General features: G+C 67.2%; 22 protein-coding genes. 11 read left to right on the forward strand and 11 right to left on the reverse strand.

Going from position 1 to position 21,412, the window contains the following annotated elements; translation table 11 throughout:
- Window positions 1–116: 116 nt before the first annotated feature.
- The 7 genes from rfbB (at window position 117) to IMX13_RS08390 (ending at window position 5,616) form a co-directional block, all read left to right on the forward strand.
- Window positions 117–1,172 (forward strand): dTDP-glucose 4,6-dehydratase, encoded by a 1,056-nt coding sequence (rfbB, locus tag IMX13_RS08360; protein WP_193396182.1) that lies wholly within the window; start codon window positions 117–119, stop codon window positions 1,170–1,172.
- Between the two features lie 14 nt (window positions 1,173–1,186).
- The gene (rfbA, locus tag IMX13_RS08365) at window positions 1,187–2,074 is read left to right on the forward strand and encodes a glucose-1-phosphate thymidylyltransferase RfbA (protein ID WP_193396183.1); all 888 of its coding nucleotides are present in this window, start codon (window positions 1,187–1,189) and stop codon (window positions 2,072–2,074) included.
- Window positions 2,071–2,628, forward strand: coding sequence for a dTDP-4-dehydrorhamnose 3,5-epimerase (gene rfbC, locus IMX13_RS08370; protein WP_053516966.1), 558 nt, complete (start codon window positions 2,071–2,073; stop codon window positions 2,626–2,628). Before rfbA ends, rfbC begins: the two co-directional genes overlap by 4 nt.
- Complete coding sequence (gene rfbD, locus IMX13_RS08375; RefSeq protein WP_193396184.1) at window positions 2,625–3,524, forward strand: dTDP-4-dehydrorhamnose reductase; 900 nt, start codon at window positions 2,625–2,627, stop codon at window positions 3,522–3,524. Before rfbC ends, rfbD begins: the two co-directional genes overlap by 4 nt.
- 90 nt (window positions 3,525–3,614) lie before the next feature.
- Entirely contained in the window at window positions 3,615–4,346 is a 732-nt protein-coding gene (locus tag IMX13_RS08380; RefSeq protein ID WP_053516964.1) for a CoA transferase subunit A, read from the forward strand.
- A gap of 1 nt (window position 4,347) precedes the next feature.
- Window positions 4,348–4,980, forward strand: coding sequence for a CoA transferase subunit B (locus IMX13_RS08385; protein ID WP_193396185.1), 633 nt, complete (start codon window positions 4,348–4,350; stop codon window positions 4,978–4,980).
- Window positions 4,981–5,028: 48 nt separating this feature from the next.
- Window positions 5,029–5,616 (forward strand): alpha-ketoglutarate-dependent dioxygenase AlkB, encoded by a 588-nt coding sequence (locus tag IMX13_RS08390; protein ID WP_193396186.1) that lies wholly within the window; start codon window positions 5,029–5,031, stop codon window positions 5,614–5,616.
- Window positions 5,617–5,624: 8 nt separating this feature from the next.
- Here IMX13_RS08390 and IMX13_RS08395 read toward each other — a convergent pair whose 3' ends face one another.
- The 4 genes from IMX13_RS08395 to IMX13_RS08410 are packed head-to-tail and all read right to left on the reverse strand — an operon-like array spanning window position 5,625 to window position 9,143.
- A complete protein-coding gene (locus IMX13_RS08395) occupies window positions 5,625–6,266 on the reverse strand; it encodes an ABC-type transport auxiliary lipoprotein family protein (RefSeq protein ID WP_053516961.1) in 642 nt (213 codons plus the stop codon).
- Window positions 6,263–7,189: an MlaD family protein gene (locus IMX13_RS08400; protein WP_128988236.1), complete on the reverse strand. Its 927-nt coding sequence runs from the start codon at window positions 7,187–7,189 to the stop codon at window positions 6,263–6,265. The genes IMX13_RS08395 and IMX13_RS08400 overlap by 4 nt, the downstream gene beginning before the upstream one ends.
- Window positions 7,190–7,192: 3 nt before the next feature.
- Complete coding sequence (locus tag IMX13_RS08405; protein WP_193396187.1) at window positions 7,193–8,020, reverse strand: ABC transporter ATP-binding protein; 828 nt, start codon at window positions 8,018–8,020, stop codon at window positions 7,193–7,195.
- A 1-nt stretch (window position 8,021) separates the two neighbouring features.
- The gene (locus IMX13_RS08410) at window positions 8,022–9,143 is read right to left on the reverse strand and encodes an ABC transporter permease (RefSeq protein WP_053516957.1); all 1,122 of its coding nucleotides are present in this window, start codon (window positions 9,141–9,143) and stop codon (window positions 8,022–8,024) included.
- A 92-nt stretch (window positions 9,144–9,235) separates the two neighbouring features.
- Here IMX13_RS08410 and IMX13_RS08415 point away from each other — a divergent pair, with 92 nt between their 5' ends.
- A complete protein-coding gene (locus IMX13_RS08415; protein WP_065182498.1) occupies window positions 9,236–10,495 on the forward strand; it encodes a threonine/serine exporter family protein in 1,260 nt (419 codons plus the stop codon).
- 54 nt (window positions 10,496–10,549) lie between these two features.
- Here the strand turns inward: IMX13_RS08415 and IMX13_RS08420 are convergent, their stop codons facing one another.
- From IMX13_RS08420 to IMX13_RS08430, 3 genes are all read right to left on the reverse strand, one after another.
- The gene (locus IMX13_RS08420) at window positions 10,550–10,930 is read right to left on the reverse strand and encodes an H-NS histone family protein (RefSeq protein ID WP_053516955.1); all 381 of its coding nucleotides are present in this window, start codon (window positions 10,928–10,930) and stop codon (window positions 10,550–10,552) included.
- A gap of 222 nt (window positions 10,931–11,152) precedes the next feature.
- The gene (locus tag IMX13_RS08425) at window positions 11,153–12,844 is read right to left on the reverse strand and encodes a proline--tRNA ligase (protein ID WP_053516953.1); all 1,692 of its coding nucleotides are present in this window, start codon (window positions 12,842–12,844) and stop codon (window positions 11,153–11,155) included.
- A 460-nt stretch (window positions 12,845–13,304) separates the two neighbouring features.
- Window positions 13,305–13,682, reverse strand: coding sequence for a DUF4124 domain-containing protein (locus tag IMX13_RS08430; protein ID WP_193396188.1), 378 nt, complete (start codon window positions 13,680–13,682; stop codon window positions 13,305–13,307).
- 80 nt (window positions 13,683–13,762) lie between these two features.
- Here IMX13_RS08430 and pssA point away from each other — a divergent pair, with 80 nt between their 5' ends.
- The 3 genes from pssA to rimI are packed head-to-tail and all read left to right on the forward strand — an operon-like array spanning window position 13,763 to window position 15,524.
- The gene (pssA, locus tag IMX13_RS08435; RefSeq protein ID WP_053516952.1) at window positions 13,763–14,539 is read left to right on the forward strand and encodes a CDP-diacylglycerol--serine O-phosphatidyltransferase; all 777 of its coding nucleotides are present in this window, start codon (window positions 13,763–13,765) and stop codon (window positions 14,537–14,539) included.
- The gene (locus IMX13_RS08440) at window positions 14,536–15,030 is read left to right on the forward strand and encodes a hypothetical protein (RefSeq protein WP_065182497.1); all 495 of its coding nucleotides are present in this window, start codon (window positions 14,536–14,538) and stop codon (window positions 15,028–15,030) included. Before pssA ends, IMX13_RS08440 begins: the two co-directional genes overlap by 4 nt.
- Window positions 15,027–15,524 (forward strand): ribosomal protein S18-alanine N-acetyltransferase, encoded by a 498-nt coding sequence (rimI, locus tag IMX13_RS08445; protein ID WP_053516950.1) that lies wholly within the window; start codon window positions 15,027–15,029, stop codon window positions 15,522–15,524. The genes IMX13_RS08440 and rimI overlap by 4 nt, the downstream gene beginning before the upstream one ends.
- A 75-nt stretch (window positions 15,525–15,599) precedes the next feature.
- Here the strand turns inward: rimI and IMX13_RS08450 are convergent, their stop codons facing one another.
- The 4 genes from IMX13_RS08450 to IMX13_RS08465 form a co-directional block, all read right to left on the reverse strand.
- Window positions 15,600–16,421, reverse strand: coding sequence for an EamA family transporter (locus IMX13_RS08450; protein WP_111186577.1), 822 nt, complete (start codon window positions 16,419–16,421; stop codon window positions 15,600–15,602).
- A 63-nt stretch (window positions 16,422–16,484) separates the two neighbouring features.
- A complete protein-coding gene (locus tag IMX13_RS08455) occupies window positions 16,485–19,328 on the reverse strand; it encodes a valine--tRNA ligase (RefSeq protein ID WP_193396189.1) in 2,844 nt (947 codons plus the stop codon).
- A 72-nt stretch (window positions 19,329–19,400) separates the two neighbouring features.
- Entirely contained in the window at window positions 19,401–19,826 is a 426-nt protein-coding gene (locus tag IMX13_RS08460) for a DNA polymerase III subunit chi (RefSeq protein WP_004154132.1), read from the reverse strand.
- Window positions 19,827–19,908: 82 nt separating this feature from the next.
- Window positions 19,909–21,387 carry a leucyl aminopeptidase gene (locus IMX13_RS08465; protein ID WP_053516946.1) on the reverse strand — a complete coding sequence of 493 codons (1,479 nt, stop codon included), beginning with the start codon at window positions 21,385–21,387 and terminating at the stop codon, window positions 19,909–19,911.
- Window positions 21,388–21,412 lie beyond the last annotated feature (25 nt).

Below are 21,412 nucleotides of genomic sequence, written 5' to 3' on the forward strand. Positions count from 1 at the left end.
AAGGGGCTCTGTTCACCCGTCAGAGGCAGTGGTAAAGGTGGGCCCGATGTATCCTGCTGCGCTGCACCCGACTGCCAGGCGGCGCGGGAGCCTTGATCGAACAGGAGTAACGGGTAGTGCCAACTTGGATTGTCACCGGCGGCGCCGGGTTCATTGGCGGCAATTTCGTCCTCGAGGCCGTGGCCCGTGGCGTCAAGGTCGTCAACCTCGATGCACTGACCTACGCCGGCAACCTGCAGACGCTGTCCAGCCTGGAAGGTAATCCGGACCACGTGTTCGTGCACGGGGACATCGGCGACCGTGAGCGGGTCGCCCGCCTGCTCGCCGAGCATCAGCCCGATGCGGTGCTGAACTTCGCAGCCGAGAGCCACGTCGACCGCTCCATCGATGGCCCCGGGGCCTTCATCCAGACCAATGTGGTGGGGACCCTGGGCCTGCTCGAAGCGGTGCGCGACTACTGGAAGGCGTTGCCGGCCGAGCGCGGCGCAGCGTTCCGCTTCCTGCATGTGTCCACCGACGAGGTGTACGGCACGCTGGGCGAGACCGGCGCGTTCAGCGAGACCACCCCGTACGCGCCGAACTCGCCGTACTCGGCGTCCAAGGCCGCGTCCGATCACCTGGTGCGTGCGTTCCACCACACCTACGGGCTGCCGGTGCTGACCACCAACTGCTCCAACAACTACGGCCCCTACCACTTCCCGGAAAAGCTCATCCCGCTGGTGATCGCCAAGGCGCTGGCCGGCGAACCGCTGCCGGTCTACGGCGACGGCAGGCAGGTGCGTGACTGGCTGTTCGTGTCAGATCACTGCGAGGCGATCCGCACCGTGCTGGCCAAGGGCCGGGTGGGCGAGACCTACAATGTGGGCGGCAATTCGGAACGGCAGAACATCGACGTGGTGCATGCGATCTGCGCTCTGCTGGACCAGCGCCGTCCGCGCGCTGACGGGCAGCCGCGCAGCAGCCAGATCACCCATGTGGCCGATCGCCCCGGCCATGACCGTCGCTATGCGATCGATGCCAGCAAGCTGAAGAACGAACTGGGCTGGCAGCCGGCGCACACGTTCGAGCAGGGCATCGCCTTCACTGTTGACTGGTACCTGGAGAACCAGGACTGGGTCGAGGGCGTGCTTGACGGCAGCTACCGCCTGCAGCGCATCGGCACTACGGCCTGAACCCAGGAGACGTCATGACCCAGCGCAAGGGCATCATCCTCGCCGGCGGAACCGGCACCCGGCTGTATCCGATCACCAAGGGCGTCAGCAAGCAGCTGTTGCCCGTGTACGACAAGCCGATGATCTACTACCCGCTCAGCGTGCTGATGCTGGCCGGCATCCGGGAAGTGCTGATCATCAACACCCCGCATGAGCAGGCCCTGTTCCAGCAGCTGCTGGGTGATGGCTCGCAATGGGGCATGGACATCCAGTACGCCGTGCAGCCCAGTCCGGATGGGCTGGCGCAGGCGTATCTGATCGGCCGCGAGTTCGTCGCCGGCAAGCCCAGCTGCCTGGTCCTCGGCGACAACATCTTCCATGGCCACGGCCTGCGCGACGTGCTCCGGCGGGCCGACGCCCGCGCCGATGGCGCGACCGTGTTCGGCTACTGGGTCAACGATCCCGAGCGTTACGGCGTGGCCGAATTCGACAAGGACGGCCGGGTTGTCGGCCTGGTCGAAAAGCCGCAGAACCCGCGTTCCAACTACGCGGTCACCGGCCTGTATTTCTATGATGGCAACGCCAGCGATTATGCGGCCGAGCTGAGGCCTTCGCCGCGCGGCGAGCTGGAAATCACCGATCTCAACCAGCGCTATCTCGGTGCGGGCAGCCTGCATCTGGAGGCGCTGGGGCGTGGCTATGCATGGCTGGATACCGGCACTCACCAGTCGCTGCTGGAAGCGTCCAACTTCATCGAGACCATCCAGACGCGCCAGGGCCTGCAGGTCTGCTGTCCGGAAGAAGTGGCGTTCGGGCAGGGCTGGATCAATGCCGAGCAGCTGGAAGCGCTGGCCGCCCCGTTGATCAAGAATGGCTACGGCCAGTACCTGCACACACTCGCATTGCGTGGAGTGGTTCCGTGAAAGTGATTGAAACCCGGTTGCCGGGATGTGTGGTGATTGAACCGGCGGTGTTCGGTGACGAGCGCGGCTTCTTCTTCGAGGGCTGGAACGCGGCGCGATTCGGCCAGCTGGGCCTGCCCGATCGCTTCGTGCAGAGCAATGTCTCCTCATCGAGCAAGGGCGTGCTGCGCGGCCTGCATTACCAGTGGCCGCGACCGCAGGGCAAGCTGGTGAGCGTGCTGGAAGGCGAGGTGTACGACGTGGCCGTCGATATCCGCCGCGGATCGCCCACCTTCGGCCAATGGGAAGCGGTGGTGCTGAGCGCGCAGAACAAGCGCCAGTTCTGGATTCCGGAAGGCTTCGCGCACGGATTTGCCGTGCTGTCCGACACCGCGCTGTTCCACTACCTGTGTACCGATGTGTACGTGAAGGAAGCCGATGCCGGAGTGCGCTGGAACGACGCGGACATCGCAGTGGACTGGCCGGTGGGCGCGCCGACGCTCTCGCCCAAGGACGAACATGCGCCGTTCCTGAAGGACATCGCCGAGGAACGTCTGCCGGTCTTCGCGCCATGACGGTTCTCGTGCTGGGTGGCAACGGCCAGGTCGGCCAGGAGCTGCTGCGCGCGCTGGCGCCGTTGGGGCCGGTGGTCGCCACCACCCGCAGTGGCCGGCTGCCTGATGGCAGCCCCTGCGAGACGGCGGACTTCGGCCAGCCCGCGAGCCTGCCGGCGCTGCTGGATCGCGTGCAGCCATCGGTGGTGGTCAATGCGGCGGCCTATACCGCCGTGGATCGCGCCGAGCAGGACATCGAGGCCGCCTTCGCCGCCAATGCGCAGGCCCCGGGCGTGATCGCGCGCTGGTGCCAGGCGCAGGGCGTGCCGTTCGTGCATTACTCCACCGACTACGTGTTCGACGGCGAAGGTTCCGCGCCCTATCGCGAGGACGAGCCGACCGCGCCGCTGGGTGTGTATGGCACCAGCAAGCGCGATGGCGAAGACGCCGTGCGCGCTGCCGGTGGCCGCCACCTGATCTTCCGTACCGCATGGGTGTATGCCGAGCACGGCGCGAACTTCCTGCGCACGATGCTGCGCCTGGCCGCAGAGCGCGACCATCTGCGTGTGGTGGCCGACCAGATCGGCACGCCGACGCCGGCTGCGCTGATCGCCGATGTCACCGCGCTCGCGCTGCAGCATCCTGCCGCGCTCTCCGGTACCTGGCACCTCACCGCCAGTGGCCAGACCAGCTGGCACGGCTTCGCTGAAGCGATCTTCGCCGAAGCGCTGGCAACCGGTGCCCTGCACAGGGTGCCGGTGGTTGAAGCGATTCCGGGTGCCGAGTATCCGACCCCGGCGCGGCGGCCGGCCTGGTCGGTGCTGGACAACAGCGCCCTGCAGCAGGCGCTGGGCATCGTGCTGCCGCCGTGGCAGGACGGCCTGAAGCAGGTCATGGCCGCGATCGCGCGCGGCTGAGGGCACGCCGCAATTGCTGCGGCGCATCCCAGCCGGATGCGGGTGTGCCGCTAGAATGCGGGCATCCTTACCGTGTGGGACAGCAAAGCGATGGACAAGTCCAATACCGGCGGCAAGCGCAGCAAGCGCTATGCCAGCGCGGCCCAGGCGCTGGAGGGCGTGGTCGCCGATGGCCAGACGCTGGCCGTCGGCGGCTTCGGCCTGTGTGGCATACCCGAGGCACTGATCGCAGCCTTGCGCGACAGTGGAGTCAAGGGCCTGACCGTGATCTCCAACAACGCCGGCGTCGATGGCTTCGGCCTGGGCCAGCTGCTGGAAACACGCCAGATCAGCAGGATGATTTCGTCGTACGTGGGCGAGAACAAGGAGTTCGAGCGCCAGTTCCTGGCCGGTGAGCTGGAGCTGGAATTCAATCCACAGGGCACCCTGGCCGAGCGCCTGCGTGCCGGCGGCGCCGGAATTCCTGCCTTCTTCACTGCCACCGGCTACGGCACGGTGGTGGCCGAAGGCAAGGAGACCCGCGAATTCGACGGCAGGCACTATGTGCTGGAAACCGCGCTGCGTGCCGACGTTGCCCTGGTGAAGGCGTGGAAGGCCGACGAAGCCGGCAACCTGGTGTTCCGCAAGACCGCGCGCAATTTCAATCCTGCCTGCGCGATGGCCGGCAAGGTGTGCATCGCCGAAGTGGAAGAGGTGGTGCCGGTCGGTGCGATCGATCCGGACCAGGTGCATCTGCCGGGGATCTATGTGCATCGCATCGTGCACAACGCGCATCCTGAAAAGCGAATCGAGCAGCGCACCGTGCGTGCGGAGGGCAACTGACATGGCGTGGACCCGCGATGAGATGGCGGCCCGCGCCGCCCGTGAACTGACCGACGGTGCCTATGTGAACCTGGGCATCGGCCTGCCGACCCTGGTCGCCAACCACATTCCCGAAGGCGTGGACGTGTGGCTGCAATCCGAGAACGGCCTGCTTGGCATCGGCCCGTTCCCGACCGAAGCCGAGGTCGATGCCGACCTGATCAACGCCGGCAAGCAGACCGTGACCGCGCGCGCCGGTGCCAGCTACTTCGGCAGCCATGACAGTTTCGCCATGATCCGTGGCGGCCACATCAACCTGGCCATTCTTGGCGCGATGCAGGTGACCGACAAGGGCGATCTGGCGAACTGGATGGTGCCCGGCAAGATGGTCAAGGGCATGGGCGGCGCGATGGACCTGGTGGCCGGCGTGCAGCGCGTGGTGGTGCTGATGGAGCACACCGCGAAGAACGGCGAGCACAAGGTGCTGGCCGAATGCACGCTGCCGTTGACCGGCGTGGGCGTGGTCGACCGCATCATCACCGATCTGGCTGTGTTCGATGTGACCGATGCCGGACTGGTGCTGGTGGAGACCGCGCCGGGGGTTGGCGAGGAAGAGCTGAAGGAAAAGACCGGCGTGCCGTTCCGGCGTGCCTGAGTCCGGCGGGGCGGCCTCGTGCCGCCCCGACACTGCCTGGCGATCCCGATGCTGTTTCCACACGAGCTGCCCGATGCCGACGTCCGTCATGTACCGGGCTGGCTGCGGCCGGATCGGGCGGATGCGCTGCAGCGGGCGCTGGGCGAACAGGTGGCCTGGGATGTGCACCGCATCCGGATGTTCGGTCACTGGGTGGATTCGCCGCGGCTGAGCAGTTGGATCGGCGATCCGCAGGCGCGCTACCGGTATTCCGGCGCCGAGTTCGTCCCGCGGCCCTGGCTGCCGGCTTTGCAGGCGCTGCGCGTGCGATTGCAGGAAGAGGGTATCGGCCGGTTCAACAGCGTGCTGCTCAATCGATACCGCGATGGTGGCGATTACATGGGGTGGCACAGCGACGACGAACCCGAACTGGGACCGGCGCCGGTGATCGCTTCACTGAGCCTGGGTGCGGCGCGGCGTTTCCTGCTGCGACGGCGCGACGAGCCGGCACGCAAGGCGGAGTTCCTGCTGGGCCATGGCGATCTGCTGTTGATGGCCGGCAGCACCCAGCGCTTCTATCAGCACGCGTTGCCGAAGATGGCGCGGGCCCAGGGCGAGCGGATCAACCTGACATTCCGTTGGATCACGCCGCGCTGAGCGAGGGATCAGCGCGGTGCTGCGGCGCTGTCGTTCTGCCCACTGACCAGCGTCCAGCCGACCACGTCCTGCGCGATCTGCTGCAGGCCACGTTCGAACGCCGCCGCAACCGCCGGCACATCGGTACTGCCAACGGGCTGCGCCTGACGGAAGGTGCGATCAGCGACCACGCGCTGGTCGGCCACGTGGATCAGCTTGGCATTGAGTTCGATCACCACCGTCGGCGTGGTCTGGCCCTGGTAGTCCGATTCGAAACGACGGATGTCCGTGGACAGCTTGTAATCGGCGCGGATACCGGCGGCGGTGCGGGCCACGCCGTTGATGCGGCCGGAGTCCTCGAAACCGCGCAGCAGCGTGTCCTCGATCATGTCGGTGGCCGGCTGGGCCCAGCTGGCGCCCCTGTAGATCTCCAGCTCCGATGGCGTGGGACGCACGTTGATGCGCGGGCTGTCGACCATGCGCGCCGCGCTGGGTTTGGCCAGCACCAGCTGCCAGGCGACCTGGGGCCAGCTGGGATCGACCTTCACCTGCACGGCAGGCGAGTACAGGGTGACGGGATTCTTGTCGCCGCTGCCGAGGATCGAGCAGCCCGACAGCAGCGCCAGGGCCAGGCCTGGCAGCAGCAGGCGTGGGAAGAGGGTCGGGCTCATTTGGGTTCGAACTCCTTCGGGGCATCGCGGCCGAGCAGATAGCGCGCGGGGTTGTTCTCGAGGCGGTCGCTGACCCGGCGCAGGTCGCGGATCAGGCCACGCAGTTCGGTCAGGGTCGGGCCCAGCTGGCCGAGCCCGTCATTGGCGAAGCTGTTGATCGCGGCGCGGTTCTCGCCAAGGATCGAATCGGCATTGCCGGCAGCCGAATCGAGCTTGACCAGGGTAGCGTCGAGCTTGTCGATGATGCCCGGCAGCTGCTGCACCAGGTTCTTGTCGAGGCGCTCGATGGTGCCGTTGGTGGTCTTCAGCGTGGTGTCCAGGCTGCGTGCGGCATCGCGCGCGCTGAGCAGCAGCGCCTGTGTGCCCTGGTCACGGTCGGCCAGTCCGCCGCTGATGGTTTCCAGGTTGGCCAGGGTCGCGTTGATCGACGCCACGTTGCGATCGCTGAGGATCTGGTCCATGCGCTCGACGATGCGGTTGGCCACATCGGTGATGTTCTGCAATGCCGAAGGCGTGGTCGGGATGATCGGCGCCGGGTCCTTGTTGACCGTGGTCAGTGCCGGCGACTGCGGCGTGCCGCCGCTGAGCTGGATGATCGACGGACCGGTCAGGCTGGTGATCGCCAGCTTGGCACGGGTATCGGTCTTCACCGGGGTGGTGGAGTTCAGGCGGATGCGCGCCACCACCTGGCGCGGATCGTCCGGTACCAGGTTCAGCTCGATGATCGAGCCGACCGCGATGCCGTTGTACTGCACCGGGCTGCCGACCGACAGGCCGGTCACCGCCTCGCGGAACACCACGCGGTATTCCTGCCAGGTGCGGTCGGAAGAGTACTTGGCTGCCCACAGGCCGAAGGCCAGCAGGGCCAGGCCGGTGATCAGGGTGAACGCGCCGATCAGCACGTAGTTGGCTTTGGTTTCCATGGCTCAGGCACTCTCGATCTGTTCGCCACGCGCGGCACGCGCACGTGGTCCGTGGAAGTATTCCTGGATCCACGGATGATCCAGTTTCTCGATTTCCGCAAGCGGTGCGTTGGCGATCACCTTGTGGTCGGCCAGCACGGCGACGCGGTCGCAGATGGCATACAGCGTGTCCAGGTCATGGGTGATCAGGAACACGGTCAGGCCCAGCGCTTCCTGCAGGGTCTTGATCAGCCGGTCGAAGGCTGCCGCGCCGATCGGGTCCAGGCCGGCGGTCGGTTCGTCCAGGAACAGCAGCGGCGGGTCCAGTGCCAGCGCGCGGGCCAGGCCGGCACGCTTGCGCATGCCGCCGGACAGCTGCGAGGGCAGCTTGTTGATCGCATCGGCGGGCAGGCCGGCCAGCTTCACCTTCAGCAGTGCCAGCTCGTAGTGCCAGCGTTCGGGAAGGTCGCGATGATGCTCCTTCAGCGGAACCTGCACGTTCTCGCCGACGGTCAGCGAGGAGAACAACGCGCCATCCTGGAACAGCACGCCGGTGTTGCGCTCGATATGCAGCCGGCTTTCGGCATCGTCGGCACGCGCATCGCGGCCGAGCACTTCGATCTGTCCTTCATCCGGCACGCGCAGGCCCAGGATCGAGCGCATCAGCACGGACTTGCCGGTGCCCGAGCCGCCGACGACGCCGAGGATCTCGCCGCGCCGCACGTCCAGGTCGAGGTCCTCATGGACGGTCTGGCTGCCGAAGCGGTTGACCAGCCCGCGCAAGCGGATGGCCAGGTCATGGCCATCGTCATCACGCATCTCGAAGGTGCCGGAACCGGAGGTCGTGTTCATGTCACCAGTCCATATGCATGAACCACAACGCCGCAAAGGCGTCGATGATGATCACCAGCGAGATGGTCTGCACCACGCTGGATGTGGTGCGCTCGCCGACCGACTGCGCGGTGCCGGTCACCTTCAGGCCCTCCAGGCAGCCGATCAGGCCGATCACCACCGCGAAGACGGGCGCCTTGGACAGGCCGACCAGCATGTGCCGCACCTCCATCGTGTCGTGCATCCGCGCGATGTACATCTGCGGCGGAATGTCCAGATCGAACGCGCCGACCGTGATGCCGCCGGCCAGGCCGGCAATCATCGCGATGAAGGTCAGCAGCGGCAGGGTCACCAGCAGCGCGAACAGGCGCGGCAGTACCAGCAGGTCGATCGGGTCCAGGCCCAGCGTGCGCATCGCATCGATCTCCTCGCGGGCCTTCATCGCGCCGATCTGCGCGGTGAACGCGCTTGCCGTGCGGCCGGCCAGCACGATCGCGGTCAGCAGCACGGCGAACTCGCGCAGGAAGGCGATGTTGACCAGCTCGACCACGTAGATCTCCGCGCCGAAGTCGCGCAGGATGGTCGAGCCCAGGAACGCGATCACCGCACCGACCAGGTAGGACAGCAGCGCCACCAGCGGCACGGCGTCCAGGCCCACCTGCTCCATCTGATGCACGGTGGCGGTGAGGCGGAAGCGCCGCGGCTGCTTGACCAGGCGAGCGGTCTTGACCATCGCCTCGCCGAGGAAGCTGGCCAGGGCCACGATGTTGTGGCCGGTGCCATGCATGCTGACGCCCAGCCGTTCCAGCGCGGCCAGCACGCCGAAGTCGCGCTTGGGCTTGGGCCGGTCGTCGGCCACTTCCTCGATGGTGCACACCAGTGCCTGGTGATCCGGCCGGAACTGCAGCGCATCCTCACCGAGGTCGGCGCGATGGGCCACGCGCAACAGCTGCAGTACGCCGGCCGAATCGAGCTGCTCGATGCCCGTGGCGTCAATGCCGGTCAGTTTGTCGGGAACGGCGCGCAGCACCTCGGCCGCGGCCAGCGCGGTCTTCAAGGTCCAGTGGCCGGACAGGCGGATCAGCCCGGGGTCGTGGGCGTCCTGTTCGAGCTGGGGGGCGAGGTTCTGGGTCACGTGGGCCATTCGGGTCGCAGCATAACCGTTCTGTATTGTGCTTCGCGTTGAACCAGGATGAATTCCTCCGGCGGGGCCCGGCCTAGGTAATACTACGGCGCATGTCCGCAGACGCTCACACGATCCCCACGCCCCAGGCCACCTACGCGCAGCGCGTGGCCTTCGTTTCCGAGATCGCCGGCCGCCTCCACAGCTACGGCACCACGGCCCAGCGTCTGGAAACGGCCGTGGTTGCACTGGCAAAACAGCTCGATCTCGATTGTGAACCGTGGTCTAACCCCACCGGCATCATCCTCAGCTTCAGCGACCCGGCCCAGGCGATCGGCTCCAGCGACATCACCCGCGTGATCCGCCTGGCACCGGGCGAGAACGACCTGCACAAGCTCAGTGTCGCCGACCGGATCGCCGAGGAAGTGGCCAACGGGCGGATGAGCATCGCGCAGGGGCACACCGCGCTGCGTCAGCTGGACAAGGATCCCGGCCGTCGCGGCAAGCTCCGCACCATCCTCTCGTTCACGCTCGGCGCGGCCGGTGTCGCCGGCATGTGGAAGCTGCCCTGGCTGGACATCGCCACCGCCGGTGTCATCGGCCTGATGATCGGCCTGCTCGGCATGGTCACCGACCGTCGCCCGGCGACCCGTGAGGCCGCCGAGGCGCTGGCCGCGCTGCTGGCCGGCCTGGTTGCCACCCTGATCGCTTCGTTTGTCGGCGCGCTCAACCTCAACACGGTGATCATCGCCTCGCTGGTGGTGCTGCTGCCCGGCATGTCGCTGACCAATGCGGTCAACGAACTGGCCAGCCAGCACTGGGTGTCAGGCACCGCGCGGTTTGCCGGTGCGCTGACCACGATCATGAAACTGAGCGTCGGCGCGATGATCGCGGTGACCCTGGCCGATGTGCTGGGCCTGGACCCGGTGATCCGTGCCTCGCGACCGCAGGGACCGTGGGTGGAGTGGGGGTCGCTGCTGACTGCGGCCTTCGCCTTCGCGATGCTGTTCAAGGCCAGCCGTCGCGATTATCCCTGGGTGATTGCCGCGTCCGTGGCCGGCTATGCCATTTCCAAGTTTGGCGGGCACGCCTGGGGGGCACCGGCAGGCATCTTCCTGTCGGCGATGGTGCTGACCGCCGGCGGCAACCTGTTCGGTCGGCTGGCCGGGCGTCCGGGTGCGATCATCCGCCTGCCGGGCATCATCATGATGGTCCCTGGCAGCACCAGCCTGCGTGGCGTGCTGACGCTCGTCCAGCAGCAGGATGTCGGTGCCGGCCAGAGCGTGTTCCTGACCGTGCTCAACGTGGTGATGGCGCTGGTGGCGGGCCTGCTGTTCGGCAACCTGTTGATGCCGGCGCGCAAGACGTTGTGATGGAATGAAGAACGCCGGCTTGCGCCGGCGTTCTTCATTCTTTCCGATCCGGCCTCAGGCCTTCTTGATCAGGAAATCTTCCGGCTTCTTGCTGCCCTTGGCGGTCAGCTCGGCCATCCAGCGCGGCTGCTTGCCACGGCCGGTCCAGGTTTCCTTCGGGTTGGCCGGGTTGCGGTACTTCGGGGCGACCTTGCCCAGCTTGCGGCCGGCGGTCTTGGACGGCGCCGCTGCCTTGCGGGCGCGTGGCTTGGCAGCCGTGGTAGCGGTACCGAACAACTCCTCGATGGTGTAACCCTCGGTCTTGGCCAGCTTGCTCAGCTGGGCCCGCACCTTGGCGATCGGGCGACGCTTGGCGACGATGGTCTGCTGCTTTTTCGCGGTGCGGATCAATGCGCCCAGCTCGCGTGCCGACAGGCCGGTCAGGTCGATGCTCATCTACGGTTACTCCGGAAACTAATAAGGGACAGGGACGAGCCGGTCCGTGGCGTCGGCGCACAGGATAATGATGAATTAAATCCAGTACAAATCATGCAGGTCAGGGTATGGCGATGGACCGACTGCATCGTGACCATTTTGACCGGATTATGTCCAGCTGCATATTCACCGGCCCACCGCCGGTACAAAGAAAAAGACCGGGGCATGCCCCGGTCCTGTCACTCAACCCTGCAGGCGTTGCAGCAGGGTAGCCTTGTCCAGGCTTTCGGCTTCGCTGGCACGTCGCGAGCGGTACTCGTACGTGCCGGCCGCCAGGCCGCGCTCGCTGACCACCACGCGATGCGGGATGCCGATCAACTCCATGTCGGCAAACATCGCACCCGGGCGCAGCCCGCGATCATCCAGCGCGGCATCGAGACCGGCATCGCGCAGTTCCTGCAGCAGGCCGGCAGCGGCTTCGGCCACAGCGGCATCGCCCTTGGGGTTGATGACGCACACCACCACCTGCCACGGCGCCATCGCGTCCGGCCAGATGATGCCGGCATCGTCATGATTCTGTTCGATCGCGGCAGCGACCACGCGCGAGATGCCGATCCCGTAGCAGCCCATTGCCATCACTGCGGCCTTGCCGTTCTCGTCCAGTACGGTCGCGTCCAGCGCTTCAGCGTACTTGCGGCCAAGCTGGAACACGTGGCCGACTTCGATGCCACGGGCGATCTTCAACTCGCCGCCGTCCAGCGCACGGTCACCGGCACGCACGTTGCGGATATCGACCACTTCCGGTTCCGGCAGGTCGCGGCCCCAGTTGACTCCAGCCAGGTGGAAGCCCGCTTCATTGGCACCGACCACGAAATCGGACATCGCCGCCACTTCGCGGTCGGCCACCACGCGGATCGCCTTGGCCGGTGAAACCGGGCCGAGGAAGCCGGGCACGCTGCCCAGGTACTCGGCGATCTCCGCTTCGCTGGCAAAGCGCTGCTCTTCCAGGCCGGCAACCTTGCCCAGCTTGATCTCGTTGACCTCGTGGTCGCCACGGACCAGCACCAGCACGAACCCTTCGGCGGTCATCAGCGCCACCGACTTCACCGTGCGCTGCAGGGCGATGCCGAGCAGGGCGGCAACGTCCTCGCAGGTCTTCTGGGTGGGGGTCTCGACCTTGCGCATCGTCTCGCCGGCTGCCGCGCGCGGTGCCGGTTCCGCGGCGATCGCCGCTTCCATGTTGGCCGCGTAGTCCGAGCCGGTGGAGAACACCAGCGCGTCCTCGCCCGAATCGGCGATCACATGGAATTCCTGCGACGCGTCGCCACCGATCGCGCCGGAATCGGCCTGCACCATGCGGAAGTCCAGGCCCAGCCGGGTGAAGATGCGGCTGTAGGCGGCCTTCATGTTCTCGTACTCGCGCACCAGGCACTCATCGTGCAGGTGGAACGAATAGGCGTCCTTCATCAGGAATTCGCGTGCACGCATCACGCCGAAGCGCGGGCGGATCTCATCGCGGAACTTGGTCTGGATCTGATAGAAGTTCACCGGCAGCTGCTTGTAGCTGGACAGTTCGCTGCGCGCGAAGTCGCATGCGGCTTCCTCGGCGGTCGGGCTGTAGCAGAACACCTGGTCCTTGCGATCCTTGATCTTCAGCAGCTGCGGCCCGAATTTCTGCCAACGGCCGGTCTGCTCCCAGAGCTCCTTGGGCTGGATGGTCGGAATCTGGAACTCCACGGCACCGGCGCGATCCATTTCCTCCCGCACGATGCGTTCGACCTTGCGCAGCACGCGCAGTCCCAGCGGCGACCAGGTGTACAGGCCGGAGGCGAGCTTGCGGATCATGCCCGCACGCAGCATCAGGCGGTGGCTGGTCAGCTCCGCGTCGCTGGGGGTTTCCTTGGTGGTGTGCAGGTGGAACTGGGAGAGGCGCATCGTCGGCTTCGGTCTACGGCAGAGATCCCTATTCTGCCAGCCCGGGCGGGGGGAGGGTATCGGCAGGGCTGCGCCCTGCACCCGTCTCAGGCAACTTCAACTGCCACAGCAACAGCGGGCTTCGCGTGGGATGGCGGGGTGGATCCGGTGGCAGGGGACGCCGTGAACCCGTCCATGGGGGCTTGGTCGCGGCATCCATGCCGCTCACACCCCTGCCACCGGACCCACCCCGCCTTCGACGGATTTCTGCGACCTGCCAGGACATGCCCTGGGGTCAGATCCGTTTTCCTGCGGAAACGGATCTGACCCCATTTTGGATTCCATGTAGCCCCATGGATGGCTTTACGGCGTGTCCTGCCAGCCCACACCGCCCCGCCAGACCAGCAGAAAACCAGAGCCGCTTTGGCATTTGACGTTGCCGTTGCCTGAAGCAGGTGCAGGGCGCAGCCCTGCCGACCCCTCAACCGGCTGCTGGGCAGTAGGCCTTGATGCTGGCTTCAGCCAGTCCCTTCTGCGCGGTGCGCTGCTCCGCGGTCAGTACGGTGTCGCCCTTGCCGTCGCCGTCGGTGTCCTGCATCACCTGGCCGGACCCCTCCAGCAGGGCCAGGTTGGCACGGGCGGTGCTGCACTGCTCCGGTACGGGTGCGGCCGGGCGTTCGGTGCTGTCAGCCGATGGCGCCGAGCGCGCCTGTGCCCGGGTCTCGTAGGTCCTGCCTGCTGGCGGGGTTTCCGAATACTGGGTGACGCCGTTGGCGTCCTTCCACTTGTAGACGGGGCCGGCCATGGCACTGGTACTGGCCAACAGCAGCAGGCATCCCAGGCAGGACAGGGCACGCATGGCAAACTCCGCGGAATGGGCGTAGAACGCCGATTGCAGCATTGGCACCGACCGCTGGCAAGTCGATTAAACTGGATTCCATGGACCCGATCACACCGCCGCCGCGTTCGCGCACGATTTACCTGCTGCCCAACCTGTTCACCACTGCGGGCCTGTTCGCGGGCTTCTACGCGATCATCGCCGCTGCCAACGGGGATTTCGTCAATGCCAGCATCGCGGTGTTCGTGGCGGCGGTGATGGACGGCCTGGATGGCCGCGTCGCGCGCCTGACCGGCACCAGCAGCGAGTTCGGCGTGCAGTACGACTCGCTGGCCGACCTGGTCAGCTTCGGCATGGCGCCGGCACTGGTGATGTACCACTGGTCGCTGTCCTGGCTGAAATTCGATGATCCCCTGCTGGGCCGTGTCGGCTGGGCCGTGGCCTTCCTGTACGCCGCATGCGCGGCGCTGCGCCTGGCCCGCTTCAATACCCAGGTCGCGGTGGTGGACAAGCGCTGGTTCGTCGGCCTGGCCAGCCCGGCCGCTGCCGGGCTGATGATGTCGTTCGTCTGGGCCTTCGCCGATGGCAACCTGGGCTGGGATGGCAATCAGCTGCGCTATGTGGCGCTGGCGGTGACGCTGGTCGCTGCGCTGCTGATGGTCAGCCGCATCCGCTTCTGGAGCTTCAAGGGCGGTGCCGCCAAGGATTCCCGTTCCGACCGGGTGCCGTTCCTGGTCCTGGCACTGGTACCGATGGCCATCGCGATCGCGGTGATCGACCTGCCGCGCGTCCTGTTCGCCGTGGGCATCCTGTATGCCCTGTCCGGCCCGGTGATGTGGGCGGTGCAGCGTCTGCGCAAGAAGTCCGAGGCCGCGTGAGCCAGGATCTGCCCGTGCTGTGGTCACCGGCCCAGCAGGCCTGGCTGCAGGCGATGGGCTATACCGTCTATCACGACGGCCAGCTCGCCGCGGAGCTGGACGCTGCATTGCAGCTGAGCGTGGCCGACGCCGATGCGGCCAGCCCGGCAGCGCAGTCTCCGTCACGCCAGCCCGAACCGGCAGCGGTGGAGCCGGCACCGCGCCAGCCGCGGAGTCCGTCGCCGCCGCCTCGCACCGCGCCCGCCGTGGTGTCGGCAACCGAACCGCAGGCGGCACGCGCAGCCTCGGCGGGCACCACCCGGCAGCCGGCGGTACGTCTGCCTGATCGCCTGCAGATCGCGCTGCTGCGCGCGTCCGGCTGCAATCCGAACGATGCCGCGACGCAGGCGCTGATGGACAGCTGGCCGTTGGAGCAGCTGCGCCGTGATCCAGCCGCCAAGCGCGCGCTGTGGCCGCAGCTGCGCGCCCTGCGCAAGCGGGGCGCGCCGTGAGTGCGGTCAGCCAGCCCGGTCCGGTGCGCCTGCGGGCGCTGCGCGAGAGCGATCTTGCCGAGGTGATGGCGATCGAGGTGCGTGGCTATCCCTTCCCGTGGACCCGCGGCATTTTCATCGATTGCCTGCGTGCGGGTTATCCCGGTCTGGCAATGGAGCGCGATGGCCAGCTGCTCGGCTACGGCGTGCTGAGCATCGCTGCCGACGAGGCGCATGTGCTGAACATCTGCATCGATCCGCTGGTGCAGTCACGCGGGCTGGGGCGGCAGCTGCTGCGTGCGCTGGTGCAGCTGGCTGGTGATCGCGGTGCCCAGCGTGTGTTCCTGGAAGTGCGCCCGTCCAATGCGCCGGCGCTGGCGCTGTATCACAGCGAAGGGTTCAACGAAATCGGCCGGCGTCCGCGCTATTACCCGGCCGCGCAGGGGCGCGAGGACGCGGTGGTGATGGCGATCGAGCTGGTCGAGGGCGACCTGCAGACGATGCCGCCGCTGTAACCGGCATGCGCCGCGTTGCCCGCCGGTACGGCCGGGCGCTGGCGGCAAATGCCAACCTTGGCGGGCACGTGTGGCTCACGCCAGCCGCAGGGCCAGCACTCCGCTGACGATCAGCGACGCCGCCAGCCAGCGCACGCGCGGTATCCGTTCACGCAGCAGGAATGCCGAGATCAGCAGGGCGAACAGGATCGATGACTCGCGCAGGGCCGACACCATCGCGACCGGTACCTGGGTCATCGCCCACAGTGCCATCGCATAGGACGCGGTGGTGCCCACGCCGCCGGCCAGGCCCAGCGGCCAATGCTGGCGCGCATAGGTCAGCACCGCGCTGCGGCGGGTGTACAGCGCCCACAGCGGCAGCGGGATGCCCGACAGCAGGAACAGCCACAACGTGTAGGCCAGCGGGCTGCCCGACAGGCGCGCGCCGTGCGCATCGACCAGGGTGTAGGTTGCGATCATCGTCGCCGTCAGCAGCGGCAGGCCGAGCTGGCCTGCGCGCGCGCCCAGTGCCATGGCCAGGATGCCGCTGCTGACCAGCGCCACGCCCAGCCACGCCGCTGCGGGCAGTGATTCGCCGAGCACGGTGCCAGCCAGCGCGACCAGGATCGGTGCGCAACCGCGCATGAGCGGATACGCCAGGCTCATGTCCACCTGCTGATAGCAGCGCGCGACCAGCGCGTAATAGACCACCTGCAGCAGTACCGAGGCCGCCAGCCACGGCCAGCTGGTCACGTCCGGCAGAGGAAGGAGAGGCAGCAGCGCGGCGGACAGCAGTGCGGCGCTGCCGGTGACGAGCACGGTGCCGAGGAGCTTGTCGGCGCCACGCTTGACGATGGCGTTCCAGCTGGCATGCAGCGCGGCAGCGGCGAGAACCAGCAGGAAGATCGAAAGCGGCATCCTCTGATGATGCCAAAAGACCTGGGCGGGTGCGGACCTGGATCCGCACCCGCCGGTCGGCTGTTACAGCTTCGCGCGTTGTTCGCGCAGGCCGGCCAGCTGGGTGTTCCAGTCGGCCAGGCGCACGCGCTCCTGCTCGACCACCGCAGCCGGCACCTTGTCGGTGAACCGGGCCAGCTTGGTTTCGCTCTTCTCCTGCTCGCCTTCCACGCGCTTGATCTCCTTGTCCAGGCGTGCACGTTCGGCATCCAGATCGACCAGGCCTTCCAGCGGCACCAGCAGCTTCAACTCACCGACGATGGCGGCGGCCGCAGGCGGAGCGCTTTCGCCTTCGCCCAGCCACTGCACGCTGTCCAGCTTCAGCAGGAACGACAGCGACGCACTGAAGCGTTCGACGCGGGCACGATCCTGCTGCTGGCCGGCCTGCAGGCGCAGGGGCACCAGCCTGGACGGTGCGACGTTCAGTTCGCTGCGCACGCGGCGCACCGCGCTGATCACCGCCTTGAGCCATTCGACGTCGTCCTCGGCCTGGGCGAAATCGCCCTGGAACTCGGCTGCGGTCGGGTAGGGGCGCAGCGACAGCGTGGTTTCGGCCAGGCCCAGGCGCGGGGCGAGCTGCTGCCACAGCTGTTCGGTGATGAACGGCGTCAACGGGTGCAGCAGGCGCAGCAGGGCTTCCAGCACATACAGCAGGGTGTGGCGGGTGCTTTCGGCATCCGCTGCGTCGCTGCCGCTCAGCGCCGGCTTGCTCAGTTCGAGGAACCAGTCGCAGAACGCATTCCACGCGAACTCGTACAGGCACTGCGCCAGCAGGTCGAAGCGGTAGGCGGCGAAGTGGCCCTGCGCTTCAGCGGTGGTGGCCGCCAGGCGTGCAAGGATCCAGCGCTCGGCATCGGTGCGCGGTGTCGGCACGCCGCTGAACGCCGCACCTTCGGTGTTCATCAGCGCGAAGCGGCTGGCATTCCACAGCTTGTTGCAGAAGTTCTTGTAGCCTTCGGCTCGGTTCATGTCGAACTTGATGTCGCGGCCATGGGTGGCCAGCGCCGCGATGGTGAAGCGCAGCGCGTCGGCGCCGTGGGCGGCGATGCCGTCCGGGAACTCCCTGCGCGTGGCTTTCTCGATCTTCTCCACCATCTTCGGCTGCATCAGGCCGCCGGTGCGCTTGGCGACCAGGTCATCGATGCTGATGCCATCGATGATGTCCAGCGGGTCGAGCACGTTGCCCTTGCTCTTGGACATCTTCTGGCCTTGTCCGTCGCGGATCAGGCCGGTGAAGTAGACGTCCTTGAACGGAATCTTTCCGGTCAGGTTGTCGGTGGCCATGATCATGCGGGCCACCCAGAAGAAAATGATGTCGAAGCCGGTGACCAGCACCGACGACGGCAGGTAGCGGTCGAAGCCACGCTCGGCCATGGCCTGTTCGTTCGGCCAGCCCAGGGTGGAGAACGGCCACAGCTGGGAGGAGAACCACGTTTCCAGCACGTCGCTTTCCTGGTTCAGCACGACATCGCTGCCGAGCTCGTGCTTTGCCCGCACCTCATCCTCGCTGCGACCGACGTAGCAGGTGCCGGTGGCAGCGTCGAACCACGCCGGAATGCGGTGGCCCCACCACAGCTGGCGGCTGATGCACCAATCCTGGATGTTGGCCATCCAGTGACGGTAGGTGTTGATCCAGTTCGGCGGCACGAAGGAGATGCTGCCCGGCTTCCCATCGGTACCTTCGACCAGCTCCAGGCCGCGCTTGGCCAGCTCGTCCATCTTCACGAACCACTGGTCGGTCAGGTACGGCTCGATCACCTGGCCGGTGCGGTCGCCGCGCGGCACCTGCAGCTTGTGCGCCTTGGTCTCGACCAGGATGCCCAGGTCTTCCAGCTCGGACAGCACGGCCTTGCGTGCTTCATAGCGGTCCAGGCCCTGGAAGCGTTCCGGGGCGTTCTCATTCAGCGCCGCCACCGGAGTGAACAGGTTGATCATCGGCAGGCTGTGGCGCACCCCGACCTGGTAATCGTTGAAGTCATGCGCAGGCGTGACCTTGACCACGCCGGTACCGAACGCGCGGTCCACGTAATCATCGGCGATCACCGGTACGCGGCGGCCGGTCAGCGGCAGCACCACGCTCTTGCCGATCAGGTGCGCGTACCGCTCGTCTTCCGGATGCACCATCACGGCGGTGTCGCCCAGCAGGGTCTCCGGGCGGGTGGTGGCCACCACCAGGTAATCGCGGGTCTCGCGCAGGGTTTCGTTACCGTCGGCGTCGCGCTCGACGTGCTCGTAGCTGAGGCCGTCATCGAGCTGATAGGCGATCGACCACAGGAAACCGTCTTCTTCGGCGCTCTCCACTTCCAGGTCGGAGATGGCGGTTTTCAGCACTGGATCCCAGTTGACCAGACGCTGGCCGCGGTAGATCAGGCCCTGCTCATGCCAGCGCACGAAGGCCTCGATCACCGCCGCCGAGGGCTGCGGGTCCATGGTGAAGGTGCTGCGCGACCAGTCTGCCGACGTGCCGAGGCGGCGCATCTGTCGTTCGATGGTGTCGCCGGACTGCTGCTTCCACTCCCAGACCTTGCCGATGAAGCCTTCGCGGCCCAGCGAGTCACGGGTTTCGCCCTTGCCTTCCAGCGCCAGGTTGCGGCTGACCACCATCTCGGTGGCGATGCCGGCGTGGTCGGTGCCGACCTGCCACAGCGTGTCGTAGCCGCGCATGCGGTGGTAACGCACCAGCGCATCCATCAGGGTCTGCTGGAAGGCGTGTCCCATGTGCAGCGTGCCCGTCACATTCGGCGGTGGCAGCAGGATGGTGTACGGCTCGCCCTGGCCGGACGGCTTGAAGTGGCCGGCCTTCTCCCAGGCCTCGTAGAGGTCGGTCTCAAAGGACTTCGGGTCGTAGCTGGAGGCGAGTTGGGTCATGCGGGGGAACCAGGAGGTAATCGTTGAAGGATCAGGGCGCGGCGGCGGCCCATCAAGGGGGCCGCGGGGCGCTCACATGTCGTGCTTGTTCAGGTCGTAACCGGCGGCCTTGTACTGGCGCCAGCGTTCGCGCAGCGGTTCGCGCGCTTCAGGGTCGGCCGGGACCACTTCCAGCACGCGCTCGCACTGGCCCAGCCAGGGGTCGTCGCGCAGGTTGATCACCAGCGGGCGGGCCGGCGCCTCGGTGCCGGGCACGGCGATCAGCACCAGCGCTTCTTCCTCGTCCATGTCCTCGCCGGCAATCTGATGCGGGATGTAGGCGTCGTCATCGAACGCCCACAGCAGTTCGTCCAGTTCCTCGGCCTGGGCCTGGTCGCGCGCCAGCACCAGGGTGAACAGGCCGGCATCGTTGGCCTTGCGTGCCAGCTCGCAGACCAGGCGCAACGGCTCGGTCAGGAAACGGGGCTTGGCGATCAGGTAGAAGTCGGCGCGGGGCATGGCAGGGTCCGGAACAGGCGGGGGCCCGGCCTGGCCGGGCGAGGCCCTGGCCGGCGGTGGCCGGCCAGGGTCTGGTACAGCATCAGGCGCGGGCGGCCTGGTCCAGCAGCCACTGGCTCAGCAGACCGACCGGGCGGCCGGTGGCCATGCCACGCTTGCCCTCGTCGCTGGCGACGCCGGCGATGTCCAGGTGAGCCCAGCGCTGGCCTTCGGCGAAGCGCGACAGGAAGCAGCCGGCGGTGATGGCGCCAGCCCAGCGGCCGCCGATGTTGTAGACGTCGGCGAAGGTCGAATCCAGCATCGGCTGGTACTCATCCCAGAGCGGCAGGCGCCAGGCGCGGTCGAACACGTGCTCGCCGGCGGCCAACAGCTCGTTGGCCAGGTCGTCATGCTTGCTCATCAGGCCCGCGGTCTGGTGGCCGAGGGCGACCATGCAGGCGCCGGTCAGGGTGGCGACGTCGACCAGCGCGGCCGGCTCGAAGCGCTGCGCGTAGGTCAGCGCATCGCACAGGATCAGGCGGCCTTCGGCGTCGGTGTTGCCGACTTCGATGGTCTTGCCCGACATCGAGGTGATGACGTCGGACGGGCGGTAGGCATTGCCATCGATGGCGTTCTCCACGGCCGGCACCACCACCACCAGGTTGAGCGGCAGCCTGGCCTTGACCGCAGCGACGAAGGTGCCGATGACGTTGGCGCCGCCGCACATGTCGTACTTCATTTCCTCGATGCCGCCCTGGGTCTTCAGGTTGACGCCGCCGGTATCGAAGGTGATGCCCTTGCCGACCAGCACATAGGGCTTGGCATCGCCGGCGCCGGTCCACTTCAGCACGACCAGGCGCGGGCGATTGGCCGAACCACGGGCCACGGCCAGCAGCGAGCCCATGCCCAGGGCTTCCATCTGGGTCTCGTCGAGGATCTCGGCCTCGGCGCCGTCATGCTCGCTGGCGAACTTCACGCCGACTTCGGCCAGGTAGGCCGGGGTGCAGTAGTTCGGCGGCAGGTTGCCCAGCTCGCGGGCGAACTCGACACCGGCAGCGATGGCCTGGCCTTGGGCCAGGGCCTGCGCGTCGTCACCGGCGATGGCCAGCTGGGCCAGCCCGGCATCATCGGCCTTCTTCTTGCCCAGCGTGGCGGTGTAGCGGTACGCCGCGTGATCGGCGGCGATCACTGCCTGGCGGATCGCCCAGGCCGCATCGCGCTCCTTCACAGCCACTTCAGACAGGGTGAACAGCGCACTGCGGGTGGCGCCTGCCTTCAACGCGCGAACGGCGTCGCCTACGGCCTTCAGGTACTGCGGCACGCCGAAGCGGGCGGCTTCACCCAGCCCGACCACCAGCACGCGCGGTGCTGCCACGCCCGGCAGGTCGTGCAGCAGGCTGGTGGCACCGGTCTTGCCGGACAGGTCGCCGCGCTGGGCGAGGGCCGACAGGCGGCCGCCGCTGGCGGCATCCAGCGCCTGTGCAGCCGGAGTCAGGGTATGGTCGGCGTACGCGCCGACCACCAGGCAGTCAACGGGGGCGGCGGCCGGGGCGAGGTGGTTCAGGGTGAATTCGAGAGCCATTGAGCAGATTCCATTGGCAAGTCCG

It is taken from the genome of Stenotrophomonas sp. B2 (assembly GCF_014947095.1).
Taxonomy (GTDB): Bacteria; Pseudomonadota; Gammaproteobacteria; order Xanthomonadales; family Xanthomonadaceae; genus Stenotrophomonas; species Stenotrophomonas maltophilia_P.

Excerpts from the sequence above, each read along its gene's own strand:
- rfbA (WP_193396183.1), top strand. The coding sequence starts at position 1,187 with ATGACCCAGCGCAAGGGCATCATCCTCGCCGGCGGAACCGGCACCCGG.
- rfbD (WP_193396184.1), top strand. The coding sequence starts at position 2,625 with ATGACGGTTCTCGTGCTGGGTGGCAACGGCCAGGTCGGCCAGGAGCTG.
- IMX13_RS08380 (WP_053516964.1), top strand. The coding sequence starts at position 3,615 with ATGGACAAGTCCAATACCGGCGGCAAGCGCAGCAAGCGCTATGCCAGC.
- IMX13_RS08385 (WP_193396185.1), top strand. The coding sequence starts at position 4,348 with ATGGCGTGGACCCGCGATGAGATGGCGGCCCGCGCCGCCCGTGAACTG.
- IMX13_RS08390 (WP_193396186.1), top strand. The coding sequence starts at position 5,029 with ATGCTGTTTCCACACGAGCTGCCCGATGCCGACGTCCGTCATGTACCG.
- IMX13_RS08395 (WP_053516961.1), bottom strand. The coding sequence starts at position 6,266 with ATGAGCCCGACCCTCTTCCCACGCCTGCTGCTGCCAGGCCTGGCCCTG.
- IMX13_RS08400 (WP_128988236.1), bottom strand. The coding sequence starts at position 7,189 with ATGGAAACCAAAGCCAACTACGTGCTGATCGGCGCGTTCACCCTGATC.
- IMX13_RS08405 (WP_193396187.1), bottom strand. The coding sequence starts at position 8,020 with ATGAACACGACCTCCGGTTCCGGCACCTTCGAGATGCGTGATGACGAT.
- IMX13_RS08410 (WP_053516957.1), bottom strand. The coding sequence starts at position 9,143 with ATGGCCCACGTGACCCAGAACCTCGCCCCCCAGCTCGAACAGGACGCC.
- IMX13_RS08415 (WP_065182498.1), top strand. The coding sequence starts at position 9,236 with ATGTCCGCAGACGCTCACACGATCCCCACGCCCCAGGCCACCTACGCG.
- IMX13_RS08420 (WP_053516955.1), bottom strand. The coding sequence starts at position 10,930 with ATGAGCATCGACCTGACCGGCCTGTCGGCACGCGAGCTGGGCGCATTG.
- IMX13_RS08425 (WP_053516953.1), bottom strand. The coding sequence starts at position 12,844 with ATGCGCCTCTCCCAGTTCCACCTGCACACCACCAAGGAAACCCCCAGC.
- IMX13_RS08430 (WP_193396188.1), bottom strand. The coding sequence starts at position 13,682 with ATGCGTGCCCTGTCCTGCCTGGGATGCCTGCTGCTGTTGGCCAGTACC.
- pssA (WP_053516952.1), top strand. The coding sequence starts at position 13,763 with ATGGACCCGATCACACCGCCGCCGCGTTCGCGCACGATTTACCTGCTG.
- IMX13_RS08450 (WP_111186577.1), bottom strand. The coding sequence starts at position 16,421 with ATGCCGCTTTCGATCTTCCTGCTGGTTCTCGCCGCTGCCGCGCTGCAT.
- IMX13_RS08455 (WP_193396189.1), bottom strand. The coding sequence starts at position 19,328 with ATGACCCAACTCGCCTCCAGCTACGACCCGAAGTCCTTTGAGACCGAC.
- IMX13_RS08460 (WP_004154132.1), bottom strand. The coding sequence starts at position 19,826 with ATGCCCCGCGCCGACTTCTACCTGATCGCCAAGCCCCGTTTCCTGACC.
- IMX13_RS08465 (WP_053516946.1), bottom strand. The coding sequence starts at position 21,387 with ATGGCTCTCGAATTCACCCTGAACCACCTCGCCCCGGCCGCCGCCCCC.